Raw genomic sequence first — 17,107 nt, 5'->3', positions numbered from 1 at the left:
CTACATGTTATTCCATGAGACTTTTATACAATTTCTTATAGGCAAGAGCTGATTTCTCCCAGCTGTAATCTTCAGTCATCGCTTGTTTTACAAGCTGCTCCCATACCGGTTTATCATGATAAAATTCAATTGCACGACGAACCGTGTGCAACATGTCATGTGCATTAAAGTTCGTGAAACTGAAACCATTTCCTTCTCCAGTTTCTTCGTCATAAGATTGTACAGTATCATTTAATCCACCTGTCTCTCTTACAATCGGAATTGTACCGTACGCTAATGCGATAAGTTGTCCAAGTCCACATGGTTCAAATAGTGATGGCATTAAGAATAAATCACTTCCCGCATACACTTGATGAGCTAATTCTTCATTAAATCCGATATACACTTTTACCTTCTCAGGATACTCATATGCCATCCACTCAAAGAATTGTTCATATTCAGAGTCACCTGATCCTAAAATAATACATTGTACATTTTCCTCCATTATTTCGCGGAATACAGTACGTACTAAATCAAGACCTTTTTGCTTCGTTAATCTCGTTACCATTGAAATAATCGGTGTATCTTCTTTTTCTGGCAAACCAAAATAACGCTGCAATGCGCGTTTATTTTCATTTTTTTCATATAATGAATCTGCATCGTACTGAGCAGTAATATATGAATCCGTTTCTGGATTATATACGCTCGTATCAATTCCATTTACAATGCCGCTAAGCTTACCGTTATATTTTCGTAACAACCCATCTAACTTCTCACCGAAAAACTCATATTGAATTTCTTCTTTGTATGTCGGGCTAACCGCTGTAATTTGATCAGAAGCGATAATGCCACCCTTCATAAAGTTCACATTTCCATAAAACTCTAACTGCTCACTATGAAAATATTCATCACCAAGTTCTAACAAGTCGTACATCACTTCAGGAGGAAATACACCTTGGAACTGCAAGTTATGAATCGTATACACCGTTTTAATATGCTCATATAATGGGTTATCTTGATACTTTTCACGCAGTAAGAAGTTAACCATAGCGGTATGCCAATCGTGGCTATGAAGAACATCCACTTCGAAATCAAGATGCGGAATACACTCTAAAACTGCTTTCGAAAAATAAGAAAAACGCTCTCCATCATCATAATGACCATATAGAGAATCCCTCTTAAAATAATATTCATTATCTATTAAGTAATACGTAATCCCATCCTGCTCACCTTTTAAAATTCCACAATATTGATTTCTCCACCCAAGCGGGACGTTAATTACTTTATGTAGCGTACATCCATCTCTTAATTTTTTTGGAATAAGACTATAATTTGGGAGTATAATGCGAACTTCCACACCTAATTTTTTCAGCTCTTTTGGGAGCGCACCTGCTACATCAGCTAATCCTCCCGATTTAACAAATGGTACACATTCTGATACTGCAAATAAAATATTCACTTGTTGTCCCACTGCACGAAAAGCTTATACTACTTCCCTTGCAGCTTCCTCCCTTCGAGTTTTCATTTAAATTATAACTTTAATCAGTGGAGGAAAAACCCCCACTGATTTCTTAAGAATAACTATTAATTGTGCTGTTTTGAACGCTTCCTTTTTCGACAACGTATGGTTCATCGGCGTTTCCTTTTAGTACGACACCATCACCAATTTTCACGTCTTTATCAATAATAACACCGTCTATTATACAGTTATCTCCAATTTGGCTCTTTTGCATAATAATGCTATTACGAACAATTGAACCTTTTCCAATTTTAACAGAACGGGAGACAACACTATTTTCTACTTCGCCTTCGATAATACTACCGTTTGCAATCATTGTATTTTTCACGGCTGCACCCTTTAAGTAACGCGTTGGTGGTTCATCTTTTACTTTCGTAAAGATCGGTGCTTCTTTCTTAAATACTTGCTTCCAAATAGCAGGCTGCAAAATTTCTAAACTATGCTTATAGTAACTTTCAATCGAATCAATAATAGCTACATATCCTGTATGCTCATACGTAGCAATATGCAGTGATTTTCCGCGCTTTTCTCTCACTACATCAAATAAACTGTATTGCTCCACATCTTTATATGCTTCAAATAAATCTAATAATAATTGCTTCTTTAACACGTATGTTTGAAGCGAAACCCCTTCATGACAAACTTCCGTAATGTCAGCTGCCGTATGTATATGTCGCTCTAACACCCCTTGAAAATTTAATGCTGTTACGAGATGGCTATTCGTAATAACAACGTATTCTTCTCTGGCTCTTAGAAAATAATCAATATGTCTTCTAAAATGTGCAAAGGATCCAAATTCATCTTGGTCACATTGGCAGTTTGGCGGGAATAAAAACAGTCCGTCTCTTTTTCTATCTAAATCCCACTGTTTGCCTGAACCAACGTGGTCCATTAGTGAACGGTTTTTATGGCTTGTAAAAACTGCCACACTATGAATATTAGAATTCACCATATTTGAAAGCATGAAATCAATGAGTCGATAACGGCCCCCAAACGGTAACGCCGCTAGTGAACGATGCCCTGTTACTTTCTTTAAGGAAGGAAAACTTCCCGTTGCATTAATAATTCCTAACATTTTTTCTCCCATTCATTTCATCCCCCTTTTCTATTTCCCTTCAGCAATTAGTACTACATCGTCAACATTCTTTTCTGGACGAATAATTGTTCCATCTTCAATAACCATTTCCGATCCAACGATCGCTCTTTCAATCACAACATTTTTACCAATCTTCGCTCCTGGCATAACGACAGAATCAATAACCATACTACCCTCTTCCACCGTCACCCCTTGGAATAATACAGAATGCTTCACGTCCCCTTCAATGACGCATCCTTCGTTAATAAGTGATTCTTCTACTTTTGCCTGTTCGGCAATATATTGAGGCGGTTCGTTTGGATTCACAGAATAAATACGCCAATTACGATCGTTTAAATTCAGCGACGTTTCATCGCGAAGTAAATCCATATTCGCTTCCCATAAGCTTTTCACCGTTCCAACATCTTTCCAATATCCTTCAAACGGATACGCCATAAGCTTTTTCCCTTCATCTAATAAAAGCGGAAGTACATCTTTTCCGAAATCATTACTAGATTCAGGATTTCTTGCATCCATCTCTAAATACTCTTTCAAAATTGCCCAGTTAAAAATATAGATTCCCATTGAGGCAAGATTACTTCTTGGAAATTGCGGTTTCTCTTCAAATTCAACAATCTCCATCTCTTCATTTGTATTCATAATGCCAAAGCGACTCGCTTCATCCCAAGGCACTTCAATAACAGAAATCGAAACATCCGCTTCTTTCTCAATATGGTAATCTAGCATTTTACTGTAATCCATTTTATAAATATGGTCGCCAGATAAAATAAGAACATACTCTGGTTCGTACTGACTTAAATAGTTTAAGTTTTGATAAATGGCACTTGCCGTACCTGTGTACCACTTCACCCCTGAAGATTCCGCATAAGGAGGTAACACTGTGACTCCACCGCTTACTCGGTCTAAATCCCAAGCATTGCCGATTCCGATATAATTATGAAGTTCAAGTGGTTGATACTGCGTCAAAATCCCCACCGTTTCAATACCAGAATTCGCACAGTTGCTTAGCGTAAAATCAATAATGCGATATTTACCACCAAATGGAACAGCTGGCTTGGCTAAATTTTTTGTTAATGCACTTAATCGACTACCTTTTCCCCCTGCTAGTAACATTGCTACGCACTTTTGTTTTTGAACCATCTTGTTTTTTGCTCCCCTTTCTCGTCTTCACTGGTCGTAATATGGATACGCCAAATGGTGGAATTGTAATTTCTACATGTGCTGCTTGATTATGATACGGTTCTAGAATCGCCTTAAGACGTTTCTTATTTACTTGCCCCGAACCGCCATATTGCTCAGCATCACTATTTAAAATCTCGTTATAATTCTCGAAATCTGGTACACCTACTTTATAGTTTTCATATGTAGCTTTCGTAAAATTACATACGACAACTAACGCATCTTCTTGTTTATCCCCTTGGCGGATAAACGAGAAAATACTTTGCTCATGATTATTAGCATCTATCCACTGAAATCCTTCAGGTGAATGATCAAGCTGCCAAAGTGGTTTGGAGCGCTTATACAATGCTATGAGCTCTTTAAAGTAATCATGCATATAACGATGCATTTCAAAATCATGTAAATTCCAATCTAAATCTTCAAGGTCTTTCCACTCATCAAACTGCCCAAATTCTCCTCCCATGAAAAGTAATTTCTTTCCTGGGTGAGTAAAAAAATATCCATATAATAAACGAAGTTGAGCAAACTTATCCCAGTAATCTCCTGGCATTTTATTTAATAACGACTTTTTCCCATGAACGACTTCATCATGAGAAAGCGGTAATATAAAGTTTTCAGAGTAAGCATACATTAAAGAAAACGTCATTTTCTCATGAATATGCTTCCTATACTCAGGCGCACACTCCATATATTTCAGCACATCATTCATCCAGCCCATATTCCATTTGTAATTGAACCCAAGCCCACCTTCATACGTTGGGGCTGTTACAAGTGGCCAAGCTGTTGAATCTTCTGCTGTCATAAGGAAATCTTCATCTTCTGCAAACACCGCTTCATTTAACTCTCGTAAAAATGAAACAGCGTGCTCATTACTTTGCTCCTGCCCTTCTTTATTCCAATACAACATATTCGCAACTGCATCCACCCTGAAACCGTCAATATGGAAATGTCTCATCCAAAATAACGCATTTGAAATTAAGAAATTACGTACTTCCCTCTTTCCTAAATCAAAATTGACAGTTCCCCATACTAGATTTTCTTGGACATCTTTATCTTTATATTCATAAGTCGGTGTCCCATCAAACAAATATAAACCGTGAGCATCTTTACAAAAATGCCCCGGCACCCAATCTAAAATGACACCGATTCCATATTTATGACATTCATCGACAAAATGCATCAAATCATGTGGCGTGCCGAATCTACTCGTTGCTGCATAATATCCCGTCCCTTGATATCCCCAAGAACGATCATATGGATGCTCAACAAGCGGCATAATTTCAATATGTGTAAATTGATGTTCCACCACATAAGGAATGAGTTCTTCTGCCATTTCCCTGTAAGAATACAGTGTTCCGTCTTCTTTCTTTTTCCAAGAACCGAAATGTAATTCATAAACCGTCATCGCTTCTTTATAAACCGATTTTTTCTTTTTCTTACGGCTCCAGTTTTTATCATTCCATTCGTATCCCTTTATATCAAAAACTACAGATGCCGTATTCGGTCTTACTTCTGCATACACAGCATACGGATCTGCCTTTAAAATGACGTCACCAGTCATTGTTTCAATCGCATATTTATATATTTCTCTTTCTTCAATATGCGGTATAAACAAGGACCAAATTCCCTCTTCTGTCACTTGTAGCATCTTATGTTGTTCATAATCCCATTCATTAAAATCTCCAACAACACTCATTGCTTTCGCATGAGGAGCCCATACTGTAAATCGTACTCCTCGCATCTCATCTTCCGTCACAACATGTGCGCCAAAGATGTTATAACTGTCATAGTACTTTTCTGTATGAAACTCATCTCGTTTCACTTCTTCACAATTTATTACACTCAATATGTTCACCTCACTAAGATGACAGAATTTTTTATACTTTAACAATTCTGCAAAAAACTGAAATATCCTTGTTGATTTATAAAAAATATACGTTTTTTTCTTAAAAATATTGATTTTTTTTCACATTTCCATATAAAATATCGAATTTTGACGAATATTCATTGAAAACGCTTCACTTTCTTTCTATCTTTCTGCCTTTTATTTATTTCTCAATATCTATTCTATTAGATTCCTCCTATTTTCCACTCTATTTATCACGTAAAATCACAACAAAATAATCTGTCATAAAAAAATGTTTCTCAACATTTTTTGTCACAATTTTATTGAAATGGAAAATTCATAAGCATATACTTGTTCTCAATAAAGAACACCAAACCTTCGCAAATATAATTCATACTGAAACACTCTGTTTACTCTATCCATACTCCCGGCGAACGTTTGAAAAAATTAAAATTAGGGGGCTTTCTTATGTCAGTAAAACAAAAAGTTGGAATGGGAGTTGTCACAGCTTCACTTGGCTTATCCCTTACATTCGGCGGTGTATTCGCCTATTTCAGTGATTCTGAAACATCGAATAATTCATTTCAAGCGGGAACACTAGACCTTTCTATTAATCCAAGTGTAATCGTTGATGTGAAAGATTTAAAACCAGGTGATTTTATTGAAAGAAATTTCAAGCTTGAAAACAAAGGAACATTGGATATTGCAAAGGTAGCACTTGAAACATCCTATGAAGTTACAGATGCAAAGCAAAATAATGATGGTGAAGATTTAGGCGATCACATCATCGTCAAATTTTTAGTGAATGATGGAAAGCCATCTAATCCAAACGATGATCATGAAATTTTGTGGGAAACAAAACTATCAGAATTGAAAACTATGAAACCTGAGGATGTAGCTACATCTCTAGAACGTCATAACTTAATAGATGGTATTAAATCTGGTGAAACAGATTCCTTACACGTCCTCTTCTCCTTTGAAGACAACGACCAAGATCAAAATAAATTCCAGGGGGATTCCTTACAGCTAAATTGGACATTCCATGCAGAGCAAACACCAGGCGTGGAGAAATAATTTTAAAAATATAAATTATCGGAGGCCTATACATGAAAAAGAAAAATCGTTTTGTTACCGGAATTGTAACGGCTGGCGTTCTATTTTCAACTGCCCTTCCGTTCAATGTACTTGCTGAAAACCCTATTAATCAAATTGACTCTTCAAACGCCCAGTCTTTACTATCAAAACTTTCTAAAGAACAGCGTCAGGCATTACAAACGTTAGATGCCAATCCTGGTTTTACGATTTCACCAGATATTAATACGAGCAGTTCCGAACCAGTAAATATCATTGTAGAATTTCAAACTGCGCCAGTAAAGATTAATGAATTAAAACAAAAAGAAAAAGGATTGCAAGCTGCACCTGGAAATATAAAAGCACGCATTGATCAAGAGCATGAAGAATTCCAAAAAGGTCTTAAAAACCTCCGTCAATTCAGTCCATCAGTAAAGTCTGGAAATTTCCAGTCTGTACAAATTAAACGCTCTTATAAACATGCTATAAATGGGGTTGCCCTGACATTACCTGCAAATACAGTTGAAGAATTGTTACGAATCGGTGTTGTAAAACGTATTTGGAAAGATTACGAAGTAAAATTAAATTTACCAAAACAAGCAGAGCAGAAAGCACCTCAAAAACTAACAGATAGCATTCCGCAAATTGGGGTAGATAAGTTACATAGCGAGGGCATTACCGGAAAAGGAATTAAAGTTGGTGTATTAGATACAGGTATTGATTACAATCACCCTGACTTAAAAGATGTGTATAAAGGATACCGTGCAAAAAATGGCGAGGACTCTAGCAAAATAGACCCAAACTCCGTAAAAGGTTGGGACTTTATTAATAACGATGCAGATCCGATGGAGACTACGTATGCAGAATGGCAACAATCTGGCGCTCCTGAATTCGATGATCGTGGCTCTTCCTTCTACACCGCACATGGTACTCACGTAGCAGGTATCGTTTCTGCTCAAAAGAAAAACACATCAGATTCCGCAGTAAAAGGTGTTGCACCTGACATTGAACTGTATAACTATCGTGTACTTGGTCCATACGGAAGCGGAGATAGTTCTGGTATTATTGCTGCAATCGATAAATCTATTTCTGACGGTATGAACGTTATTAATTTATCGTTAGGTGACGATAGTAACAATCCGCTTGATCCAACGTCTATCGCTGTCAATAACGCGATGCTTTCCGGTGTTGTTACAGTCGTTGCTGCTGGGAACTCTGGTCCAAATCCAGCGACACTCGGATCACCAGGTGCTTCTCCCTTTGCGATTACGGTCGGGGCAAGTGATAGTTCTATTTCCTTACCAAAACTATCAGGTCATGCTGGACAAGTACAATTCCCTAACTTAATTTTATTTGGCAAAAACTTCACTGATAAAATAGAAGATTTCAAAGGACAATCTCTCCCTATTGAATCTGTAGGAATCGGTACGCCTGACGAATTTAGTAAAAAAGATGTAAAAGGGAAAATCGCTCTCGTTGCACGTGGTACACTCTCATTTGATGAAAAAATCGCGAATGCGAAACAAGCTGGTGCAAAAGCCGTTATTATTTATAACAATGTGGACGGAGAAATTCCTTTCTACGTTGGCGAAAGCACAAAATACATTCCAGCATTCCGCCTAACGAAAGAAGACGGTGAAAAACTAAAAGCTCAAATCGAACAAGGTAACACCTCCTTTACTTTTGGCGAAATTAGTTATATTCAAACAGAAGGCGATCATCTTGCAGACTTTAGCTCACGAGGCCCTGTTACATCAAATGATGATATTAAACCTGATATTACAGCACCTGGTGTTGCTGTACTTTCAACAGTGCCTGAATATATTAACGATCCACAAGAAGGCGAAAACTATGACGTTTCCTATGAGCGTATGCAAGGAACATCTATGGCATCCCCTCATATCGCTGGCGTTGCTGCTCTTATTTTACAAGAACACCCAGAATACTCTCCATTCGATGTAAAGGCGTCTCTTATGAACACGGCTGATGATTTAAAAGAAAAATATTCTGTATATGAAGTTGGAGCTGGGCGAGTAGATGCATACAACGCTGTTCATACAGAAACAAGCTTTAAAGTATTAGATACGACAAAAACTGTTGTAAATGATGAAGTAATTGAAGTACCCGAAGAAACTGGATCTATTGCATTCGGTAAGTTTTATCAAAAAGACGGTGAAGCTCTTGAACAAAAACGAAATATAAAAGTGGAAAACCATAATAAACAAGAGAAGAAAGAATTTAAAACAGAAATTTCTTATATACCGGCTTCTTCTACTATTAACGATGCTGTCGCAAACAGTGTAAAAGTCTCTGTTCCAGAAACAATTACTCTTGATGCTGGCAAATCAGATGAAATCGAAGCAAAAATTAATGTCCCAGCCGGTGCAAAGCAAGGCCGATATGAAGGATATATTCATATTACAAATACGAAAAATAAAGAAGAAACGTATCAAATTCCGTTCTCTATTCGTGTATCAGAACCTGGTATTGAAAACGCGATACTATCAAGAAAAGCCATTTCAGCTGATACATCGAAATTTAATCCATACGGTGAATCCTATGTTCACGGGGCATTCCAATTAAATAGCGAACTTGAAACGTTAGATCTTATCGTGAAAGATTCCAAAACAAATAAAGCGCTCGGCTTCATCGGAACATTAAACACGAGTGGACTAAAAACGGATGTGTATTATTACTTAGATTCATTCTTTAACGGAAAAGTATATCCTTTTACAAATGATCCTGCAAAACCAATCGGTGATGAGAAAATCAACTTACCAGAAGGAGACTACACAATTGAGTTTGTCGGCTACGATAAAGCCGGGAAAGCACGTGTGAAAGGTGATTATGTCGTAATTGATAATACACCACCGGAAGTGAAATTAACGGGATTAAAACCTGGTATTTATGAATTAAATGAAGAGAATTATACAGTGGAAGATGGCAAAAAGGCACTATGGATTAAAGGTAATGTATATGATTCAAACGTTGACTACTTAAAAGGAAAAGGCTTAAACATTACGCAAGAAGCGAATGGCGTTATGTACTATGATTATTCCCCATACTTGCATAAGTTTTTACCTATTAATGCAAATGGTGACTTTAAAGTTGGCATTACTCCTGAATCCTTTAAGGTGGAAGGCCCAATGAACACAGGCGTATATATTTTCGATTATGCAACTGCAGGACCTGACTATCCAAACGGTGTAAATAACTATTGGTTTATCCCGCAAGGAGCTCAATATGCGAAAACTAGCTATGATAAAAGAGAAGTATACAAAAATGATGAACTTACTGTAACCCTAAATGCGAAACACGTAAAACAATTCGTTGCTGGGGAATTTAACGTAAAATTTCTAGAGAAGAACTTCAAATTTGCAAATGCGAAATTGAATCCTGCTTTTGAAAAACTCCTTTCTGAAAAAGGGGTAACAGCAAAAGTAAATGAACCGAAACTAGAAGCAGGTTCTGTTACAGTAGGCGGAGCTATCGATGACAAAAACTTCGCTGGATTAGATGGTGATTTCCCATTCATTGATGTAACGTTCAAAGTCGAAAACGATGAGTTTTATGAAGCAAATGCTCAATTAGATTTATCAGTGTTCGCTTACTGGAAACAAGGTGAACCAGAACCAAACAGAATGCGTGTACTTCAAGATCAAACATTCTCAGTTATGTCCTTAAACTCACTAGTAGAAGGAAATATTAAACCTGGTGCATTCTTAAATGAACGTGGATATTTAGATGAAAAATTCGATTATACAAAGCTTGGCGTAAAAGTATATGCAACAGATTCCTACCGTCATAAGTTTGAAGGATCACTAGATAAATATGGATACTTCAAGCTGAATGGACTTCCAGTTAATAAACGCGACTATAACTTATATGTAGAAGTTCCAGGACATTTAACAAGCCGTCTAACAACGAAATTAGGTACTGAAAAAGATGGTAAGCTGCTTGGTCAATATTATTATGCACGCCTTGATGAAAACCTTGCCGGTGATGTAAACGGTGATAAAGTAATTGATATAAAAGATGCTGAAATTATCGCTAGCAACTATGGTAAAAAAGGAGTATCTGTAAAAGACGGAGACCTTAACAAAGATGGTATTGTCGACGAAAAAGATATTCGCTTCGTTGAAAAGAACTTCTTGAAAAAGGGTCCGGATGCATCTAAATCACAAACACCTGCGGAAAAATCAAAAAGCGGTACACTGGCAGATATCTTAAAGAAATTGGGATTAACGCCTAAAAAATAATAATAAAGAGCACTCTACGTAAAGTAGAGTGCTCTTTTCTATAAACGATCCTTATCCAGCAAAAGGGGTATATTGGGGATATACAAGGAAACCGGAAAAGGAATTTATATTAAATTATATGAATTCAGAGGTAGGAAGCAGTGTCCCGCCTCTGAATGATTTATCAATTATTATAGTACTGGTGCCATTGTTTCTTTTAATACTTTTACAGAATGAGCGAATTTCGCTTTTTCATCTTCATTTAGCTCAAGTTCTACGATTTCACGTACACCTTCGCGGTTAATAACAGCTGGAACACCTACGAAAGCATCTTTCTCACCGTATTGTCCTTCAAGGTATGCAGATACAGTTAATACGCTGTTCTCGTTGCTTAAGATTGCTTTAGTTACACGAAGTAGTGACATACCGATTCCGTAGTAAGTTGCACCTTTACGCTCGATGATATGGTAAGCTGCATCACGTACGTTTTCGAAGATTTTGTCTAAGTCTTCTTGTTTGTACTGTTCGTTGTTAGCTAAGATTGTTTCTAGTTTTTGTACACCGATAGTAGCGTGGCTCCATACTGGAAGTTCAGTGTCACCGTGTTCACCAACGATGTAAGCATGTACGTTACGTGGATCTACATCTAAGTAGTCACCTAACATGTAACGGAAACGAGCAGAGTCTAAAGTTGTACCAGAACCGATTACACGCTCTTTTGGTAGACCAGATTCTTTCCAAGTTACGTAAGTTAAAATGTCAACTGGGTTAGTTGCAATTAAGAAGATTCCATCGAATCCGCTATCCATAATACCGCGAACGATTTGTTTAAAGATTTTTGTGTTCTTCTCAACTAAGTCTAAACGAGTTTCACCTGGCTTTTGTGGTAATCCAGCAGTGATAACTACTAAATCTGCATCTTTACAATCTGCATAGCTACCGCTCCAAACTTTTGTTGGTGATGGAGAGAATGGTACTGCATGGCTTAAGTCCATCGCTTCCCCTTCTGCTTTTGCTTCATTAACATCTACTAATACGAATTCTTCAGCTACACCTTGGTTGATCATTGAGTAAGCGTAACTACAACCTACAGCTCCTGTTCCTACTAATACTACACGATTGATACCTTTTTTCATGTTAATTTCCCCTCTCTATTGTTCACATCTATTTTTTATGATTGTTTAAGTAATTAATTAAAATACTAATTTAATGTTGTTTAACTTCTTTACACTCATATTGTAGCACGTATTATTGTGAATTACTTCACAAATTATGACCTATTTGTGAACTTTTTCACATAGAGTGTAAAGTTGATGGAATAGGTGTGGAATCCATTTTAATGGAGGCGTTTTCTTTAGATTGTGAAAGGATTTTTCTTATGTTTTCTTTGGTGATTGAAATTATATCAGCGATTTTCTGAATATATCAAGCGCAACTCACATTTTCTTCTTTCATCTCTAATATGGTTGCTATTTCCTTATATAAAAGTTCATAATTATACTTTAATAAAAGGATATATTTATATATTGGATTCATCTTTCCAAGCATGCTTTGTATTTCTACTTGAAGCTCTTTTCTCAAAAGTGGTTCATCTAATCCTTTTGATCCAATTAATTGAACAGATTCAATCGGGATTTCTTCACTACGCTTTTGCCTTCTTGCTAAATCACGGTGTCTATTAATCGCAACTTGAAATAACCATGTTTTTATATAAGTAATTTTCATATTTGGTACAGACAATAATGCTTTATGTATCGTGTCTTGAACAATGTCTTCTACATCTGCTGGTGTTAGCCCCTCGCCATCAAGTTAAAATTTAATACGATCCCCAGAACCATAAAAATGGACCTCGTTGTTATAAAAGACACAATATTTTTGTTTTGGAAGCATTATAAAATTTTTAACTTTCACAGCATAATTACTTTGTAATTATACCTTTTATTATCTCAAAACCAAAAACTCTTATTAAAACTTGTTTACATACATACAAATCATATAAGTGAATAAAAAATAATTATTTTTATAACCATTAGGGGGGCAAATAAATGAATATATTTAGCCGGGCCATTTTTCAACCCTGAACAAATTGCACTATTAGAAAAATTAGAGATAATTTTATCTAAGAAAGGATTAAATGTATTTTCTCCACGAAAATATATGAGTAAATTTCCCTTTGGATCTTATGAATGGCAATTTCAAAACTTTGTTACTGATGTAAATGCAATTCAACATAGTGATATTACCTTTGCAATATATAATGATCAAGATTCCGGAACAATGTGGGAAGTTGGGTATACTTGGTCACTTAAAAAACCTATTATTATTTTTAATACTAAAGAAAAAGTTGTTAATCTTATGATTACACAATCTTTACATGCATATTTGGATAGCTTTGATAAAGTAATTCAGTATGATTTTAATAAATTACCTCGTATATTTTATGATGGAGCTGTAACGTAATCAAAAAAAGAAAAAAGCTCATGTGAAATTAAACTTATATAATCTTAACGTGGTTTATTTCCAAAATGATGGCGATACCCCATCACCATCAAGCTAATTTTGAGGGCATTATAAAATTCTTAGGTTAATGGGCATATGGTGTTAGCCCTATTTTAAGAAAATACCTATAAATGCTTTTAGAGGTTTTTATAATAATCTTTTCATACTCCATCGCTCTCTCCTTTCTATTAGTTAGACGATTAGAATAGAAAAAAGTATACAAGAAATCTATAAAAAAAAGCAGACGATTCAAAGTCCGCTTTTACACAACAAAAAAGAGATAGCAGATTATGCTATCTCTTTTAGTATGACCCGTACGGGATTCGAACCCGTGTTACCGCCGTGAAAGGGCGGTGTCTTAACCACTTGACCAACGGGCCAGTTCTGGCAGAGAAGAAGGGATTCGAACCCTCGCACCGCGTTCGCGATCTACTCCCTTAGCAGGGGAGCCCCTTGAGCCACTTGGGTACTTCTCTATAAATATGGCTCCGCAGGTAGGACTCGAACCTACGACCGATCGGTTAACAGCCGATAGCTCTACCACTGAGCTACTGCGGAACAATTATGGTGGGCCTAAATGGACTCGAACCATCGACCTCACGCTTATCAGGCGTGCGCTCTAACCAGCTGAGCTATAGGCCCATAATTGAAAAGCGGGTGAAGAGAATCGAACTCTCGACCAGAGCTTGGAAGGCTCTTGTTTTACCACTAAACTACACCCGCATTAAATTATAAATGGTGAGCCATGAAGGATTCGAACCTTCGACCCTCTGATTAAAAGTCAGATGCTCTACCAACTGAGCTAATGGCTCATTTTGAAAGTGGTGCCGACTAGAGGACTTGAACCCCCAACCTACTGATTACAAGTCAGTTGCTCTACCAATTGAGCTAAGTCGGCTTGCGACTTCAAAATGGTGGCTCGGGACGGAATCGAACCGCCGACACGAGGATTTTCAGTCCTCTGCTCTACCGACTGAGCTACCGAGCCTTTATGTAAAAAATGGCGGTCCCGACCGGGGTCGAACCGGCGATCTCCTGCGTGACAGGCAGGCATGTTAACCACTACACCACGGGACCATTTGGTTGCGGGGACAGGATTTGAACCTGCGACCTTCGGGTTATGAGCCCGACGAGCTACCGTGCTGCTCCACCCCGCGATGATAAAATATTTAATTTAGAAAAAATGGAGGAGGTAGAGGGATTCGAACCCCCGCGCGACTCTCGCCGCCTGTCGGTTTTCAAGACCGATCCCTTCAGCCGAACTTGGGTATACCTCCGAGATATAAACCTTTAGTGGTGGACCTTGTAGGACTCGAACCTACGACCGGACGGTTATGAGCCGTCTGCTCTAACCAGCTGAGCTAAAGGTCCTTTATGGTAGCGGCGGAGGGGATCGAACCCCCGACCTCACGGGTATGAACCGTACGCTCTAGCCAGCTGAGCTACACCGCCATAAATGATATTAAAAAAAGTGGAGCCTAGCGGGATCGAACCGCTGACCTCCTGCGTGCAAGGCAGGCGCTCTCCCAGCTGAGCTAAGGCCCCGTGTTTTTTGGAAAATCGGGAAGACAGGATTTGAACCTGCGACCCCCTGGTCCCAAACCAGGTGCTCTACCAAGCTGAGCCACTTCCCGTTAATAAAAGCGCGCCCGAGAGGAGTCGAACCCCTAACCTCTTGATCCGTAGTCAAACGCTCTATCCAATTGAGCTACGGGCGCATATGGTGCCGAGGGCGGGGGTCGAACCCGCACGGTGGTCACCCACCGCAGGATTTTAAGTCCTGTGCGTCTGCCTGTTCCGCCACCCCGGCATGTCATATTGAAAATTGGAGCGGAAGACGGGATTCGAACCCGCGACCCCAACCTTGGCAAGGTTGTATTCTACCACTGAACTACTTCCGCAAGACATGTTTGAGTTATTTTATTAAAAGTGCGGGTGAAGGGAGTCGAACCCCCACGCCAAAGGCGCTAGATCCTAAGTCTAGTGCGTCTGCCAATTCCGCCACACCCGCATATTAATTATTTCAAGAAAAAATGGGGCGACTGATGGGAATCGAACCCACGAATGCCGGAGCCACAATCCGGTGCGTTAACCACTTCGCCACAACCGCCATGATTTTCTGGTGCCGACTAGAGGACTTGAACCCCCAACCTACTGATTACAAGTCAGTTGCTCTACCAATTGAGCTAAGTCGGCTAAATGGTGGAGGATGACGGGATCGAACCGCCGACCCCCTGCTTGTAAGGCAGGTGCTCTCCCAGCTGAGCTAATCCTCCATTTGCCTGGCAACGTCCTACTCTCACAGGGACAAGGTCCCAACTACCATCGGCGCTAGAGAGCTTAACTTCCGTGTTCGGTATGGGAACGGGTGTGACCTCTCTGCCATCATTACCAGACTTTATTCATTTAAGACAAGAATTATTGTAACTTATTTAACCTTTAAAGTCAACAAGTTTTTTATATTCTTTCAAAACTAGATAACATTGCTTCATATTATATGGTTAAGTCCTCGATCTATTAGTATTCGTCAGCTCCACATGTCACCATGCTTCCACCTCGAACCTATCAACCTGATCATCTTTCAGGGATCTTACTAGCTTACGCTATGGGAAATCTCATCTTGAGGGGGGCTTCATGCTTAGATGCTTTCAGCACTTATCCCTTCCGCACATAGCTACCCAGCTATGCCCTTGGCAGAACAACTGGTACACCAGCGGTGCGTCCATCCCGGTCCTCTCGTACTAAGGACAGCTCCTCTCAAATTTCCTACGCCCACGACGGATAGGGACCGAACTGTCTCACGACGTTCTGAACCCAGCTCGCGTACCGCTTTAATGGGCGAACAGCCCAACCCTTGGGACCGACTACAGCCCCAGGATGCGATGAGCCGACATCGAGGTGCCAAACCTCCCCGTCGATGTGGACTCTTGGGGGAGATAAGCCTGTTATCCCCGGGGTAGCTTTTATCCGTTGAGCGATGGCCCTTCCATGCGGAACCACCGGATCACTAAGCCCGACTTTCGTCCCTGCTCGACTTGTAGGTCTCGCAGTCAAGCTCCCTTATGCCTTTGCACTCTACGAATGATTTCCAACCATTCTGAGGGAACCTTTGGGCGCCTCCGTTACACTTTAGGAGGCGACCGCCCCAGTCAAACTGCCCACCTGACACTGTCTCCCGGGTCGATAAGACCCGTAGGTTAGAATTTCAATACAGTCAGGGCGGTATCCCACCAGCGCCTCCACCGAAGCTAGCGCTCCGGTTTCAATGGCTCCCGCCTATCCTGTACAAACTGTACCAAAATTCAATATCAGGCTACAGTAAAGCTCCACGGGGTCTTTCCGTCCTGTCGCGGGTAACCTGCATCTTCACAGGTACTATAATTTCACCGAGTCTCTGGTTGAGACAGTGCCCAAATCGTTACACCTTTCGTGCGGGTCGGAACTTACCCGACAAGGAATTTCGCTACCTTAGGACCGTTATAGTTACGGCCGCCGTTTACTGGGGCTTCAGTTCAGAGCTTCGCTTACGCTAACCCCTCTCCTTAACCTTCCAGCACCGGGCAGGTGTCAGCCCCTATACTTCGCCTTACGGCTTCGCAGAGACCTGTGTTTTTGCTAAACAGTCGCTTGGGCCTATTCACTGCGGCTTTCCGTTAAGAAAGCACCCCTTCTCCCGAAGT

The 17,107-nt window shown here is 39.3% G+C and carries 8 protein-coding genes, 22 tRNA genes, 2 rRNA genes and 1 pseudogene (1 of these 33 cut by a window edge); 3 read left to right on the top strand and 30 right to left on the bottom strand.

The window, feature by feature from the left end; all coding sequences use genetic code 11:
* Positions 1–7 precede the first annotated feature (7 nt).
* The 4 genes from glgA to glgB all read right to left on the bottom strand — a co-directional run bounded on the left by glgA (position 8) and on the right by glgB (position 5,619).
* On the bottom strand, positions 8–1,438 hold the full coding sequence (gene glgA, locus ACUN28_RS04650) for a glycogen synthase GlgA (RefSeq protein WP_016085766.1): 1,431 nt from the start codon (positions 1,436–1,438) through the stop codon (positions 8–10).
* A 112-nt stretch (positions 1,439–1,550) separates the two neighbouring features.
* A complete protein-coding gene (gene glgD, locus ACUN28_RS04645) occupies positions 1,551–2,585 on the bottom strand; it encodes a glucose-1-phosphate adenylyltransferase subunit GlgD (RefSeq protein WP_016085765.1) in 1,035 nt (344 codons plus the stop codon).
* An 18-nt stretch (positions 2,586–2,603) separates the two neighbouring features.
* Positions 2,604–3,734: a glucose-1-phosphate adenylyltransferase gene (glgC, locus tag ACUN28_RS04640; protein WP_445423353.1), complete on the bottom strand. Its 1,131-nt coding sequence runs from the start codon at positions 3,732–3,734 to the stop codon at positions 2,604–2,606.
* Complete coding sequence (glgB, locus tag ACUN28_RS04635) at positions 3,682–5,619, bottom strand: 1,4-alpha-glucan branching protein GlgB (RefSeq protein ID WP_016085764.1); 1,938 nt, start codon at positions 5,617–5,619, stop codon at positions 3,682–3,684. Before glgB ends, glgC begins: the two co-directional genes overlap by 53 nt.
* A 468-nt stretch (positions 5,620–6,087) precedes the next feature.
* On the opposite strand from glgB, the gene ACUN28_RS04630 reads away from it, so the two are divergent.
* Both ACUN28_RS04630 and ACUN28_RS04625 read left to right on the top strand, forming a co-directional pair.
* The gene (locus tag ACUN28_RS04630; protein ID WP_016085763.1) at positions 6,088–6,693 is read left to right on the top strand and encodes a CalY family protein; all 606 of its coding nucleotides are present in this window, start codon (positions 6,088–6,090) and stop codon (positions 6,691–6,693) included.
* Between the two features lie 32 nt (positions 6,694–6,725).
* Complete coding sequence (locus tag ACUN28_RS04625) at positions 6,726–10,949, top strand: S8 family serine peptidase (protein ID WP_016085762.1); 4,224 nt, start codon at positions 6,726–6,728, stop codon at positions 10,947–10,949.
* 170 nt (positions 10,950–11,119) lie between these two features.
* On the opposite strand, the gene ACUN28_RS04620 is transcribed toward ACUN28_RS04625, so the two are convergent.
* Positions 11,120–12,064, bottom strand: a complete 945-nt coding sequence (locus ACUN28_RS04620; RefSeq protein WP_000715344.1) for an L-lactate dehydrogenase — start codon at positions 12,062–12,064, stop codon at positions 11,120–11,122.
* Positions 12,065–12,353: 289 nt separating this feature from the next.
* Positions 12,354–12,704 (bottom strand): annotated as a pseudogene (locus ACUN28_RS04615) (RNA polymerase sigma factor); the annotation flags it as partial.
* 273 nt (positions 12,705–12,977) lie between these two features.
* Here ACUN28_RS04615 and ACUN28_RS04610 point away from each other — a divergent pair.
* A complete protein-coding gene (locus ACUN28_RS04610; RefSeq protein WP_048894612.1) occupies positions 12,978–13,388 on the top strand; it encodes a nucleoside 2-deoxyribosyltransferase in 411 nt (136 codons plus the stop codon).
* 347 nt (positions 13,389–13,735) lie between these two features.
* Here the strand turns inward: ACUN28_RS04610 and ACUN28_RS04605 are convergent.
* The 24 genes from ACUN28_RS04605 to ACUN28_RS04490 form a co-directional block, all read right to left on the bottom strand.
* Positions 13,736–13,807, bottom strand: a tRNA-Glu gene (locus ACUN28_RS04605).
* Between the two features lie 5 nt (positions 13,808–13,812).
* Positions 13,813–13,903, bottom strand: a tRNA-Ser gene (locus ACUN28_RS04600).
* Positions 13,904–13,910: 7 nt separating this feature from the next.
* Positions 13,911–13,985: transfer RNA gene (locus ACUN28_RS04595), tRNA-Asn, on the bottom strand.
* 7 nt (positions 13,986–13,992) lie between these two features.
* Positions 13,993–14,069: transfer RNA gene (locus ACUN28_RS04590), tRNA-Ile, on the bottom strand.
* 10 nt (positions 14,070–14,079) lie between these two features.
* Positions 14,080–14,150 (bottom strand) — tRNA-Gly (locus tag ACUN28_RS04585).
* Between the two features lie 13 nt (positions 14,151–14,163).
* A tRNA-Lys gene (locus ACUN28_RS04580) sits at positions 14,164–14,239 on the bottom strand.
* A gap of 10 nt (positions 14,240–14,249) precedes the next feature.
* A tRNA-Thr gene (locus tag ACUN28_RS04575) sits at positions 14,250–14,325 on the bottom strand.
* A gap of 14 nt (positions 14,326–14,339) precedes the next feature.
* A tRNA-Phe gene (locus ACUN28_RS04570) sits at positions 14,340–14,415 on the bottom strand.
* A 13-nt stretch (positions 14,416–14,428) separates the two neighbouring features.
* Positions 14,429–14,504: transfer RNA gene (locus ACUN28_RS04565), tRNA-Asp, on the bottom strand.
* 3 nt (positions 14,505–14,507) lie between these two features.
* A tRNA-Met gene (locus tag ACUN28_RS04560) sits at positions 14,508–14,584 on the bottom strand.
* 27 nt (positions 14,585–14,611) lie between these two features.
* Positions 14,612–14,704, bottom strand: a tRNA-Ser gene (locus tag ACUN28_RS04555).
* A gap of 17 nt (positions 14,705–14,721) precedes the next feature.
* Positions 14,722–14,798 (bottom strand) — tRNA-Ile (locus tag ACUN28_RS04550).
* A gap of 4 nt (positions 14,799–14,802) precedes the next feature.
* A tRNA-Met gene (locus ACUN28_RS04545) sits at positions 14,803–14,879 on the bottom strand.
* A gap of 20 nt (positions 14,880–14,899) precedes the next feature.
* A tRNA-Ala gene (locus ACUN28_RS04540) sits at positions 14,900–14,972 on the bottom strand.
* 15 nt (positions 14,973–14,987) lie between these two features.
* A tRNA-Pro gene (locus ACUN28_RS04535) sits at positions 14,988–15,061 on the bottom strand.
* A gap of 10 nt (positions 15,062–15,071) precedes the next feature.
* Positions 15,072–15,145 (bottom strand) — tRNA-Arg (locus ACUN28_RS04530).
* Between the two features lie 3 nt (positions 15,146–15,148).
* Positions 15,149–15,237: transfer RNA gene (locus ACUN28_RS04525), tRNA-Leu, on the bottom strand.
* A 16-nt stretch (positions 15,238–15,253) separates the two neighbouring features.
* A tRNA-Gly gene (locus ACUN28_RS04520) sits at positions 15,254–15,328 on the bottom strand.
* Positions 15,329–15,357: 29 nt separating this feature from the next.
* Positions 15,358–15,438: transfer RNA gene (locus ACUN28_RS04515), tRNA-Leu, on the bottom strand.
* Positions 15,439–15,461: 23 nt separating this feature from the next.
* Positions 15,462–15,537 (bottom strand) — tRNA-His (locus tag ACUN28_RS04510).
* Positions 15,538–15,547: 10 nt separating this feature from the next.
* Positions 15,548–15,623: transfer RNA gene (locus ACUN28_RS04505), tRNA-Thr, on the bottom strand.
* 4 nt (positions 15,624–15,627) lie between these two features.
* Positions 15,628–15,703: transfer RNA gene (locus tag ACUN28_RS04500), tRNA-Val, on the bottom strand.
* A 4-nt stretch (positions 15,704–15,707) separates the two neighbouring features.
* Positions 15,708–15,823: ribosomal RNA gene (gene rrf, locus ACUN28_RS04495) — 5S ribosomal RNA — on the bottom strand.
* Positions 15,824–15,924: 101 nt separating this feature from the next.
* Positions 15,925–17,107, bottom strand: a 23S ribosomal RNA gene (locus ACUN28_RS04490) (it continues 1,739 nt past the right edge of the window).

The sequence above is a fragment of the Bacillus sp. WC2507 genome, assembly GCF_052656125.1.
The sequence above is the reverse complement of the archived record's forward strand: the minus strand, read 5'-3'. Positions and strand labels throughout refer to the sequence as shown.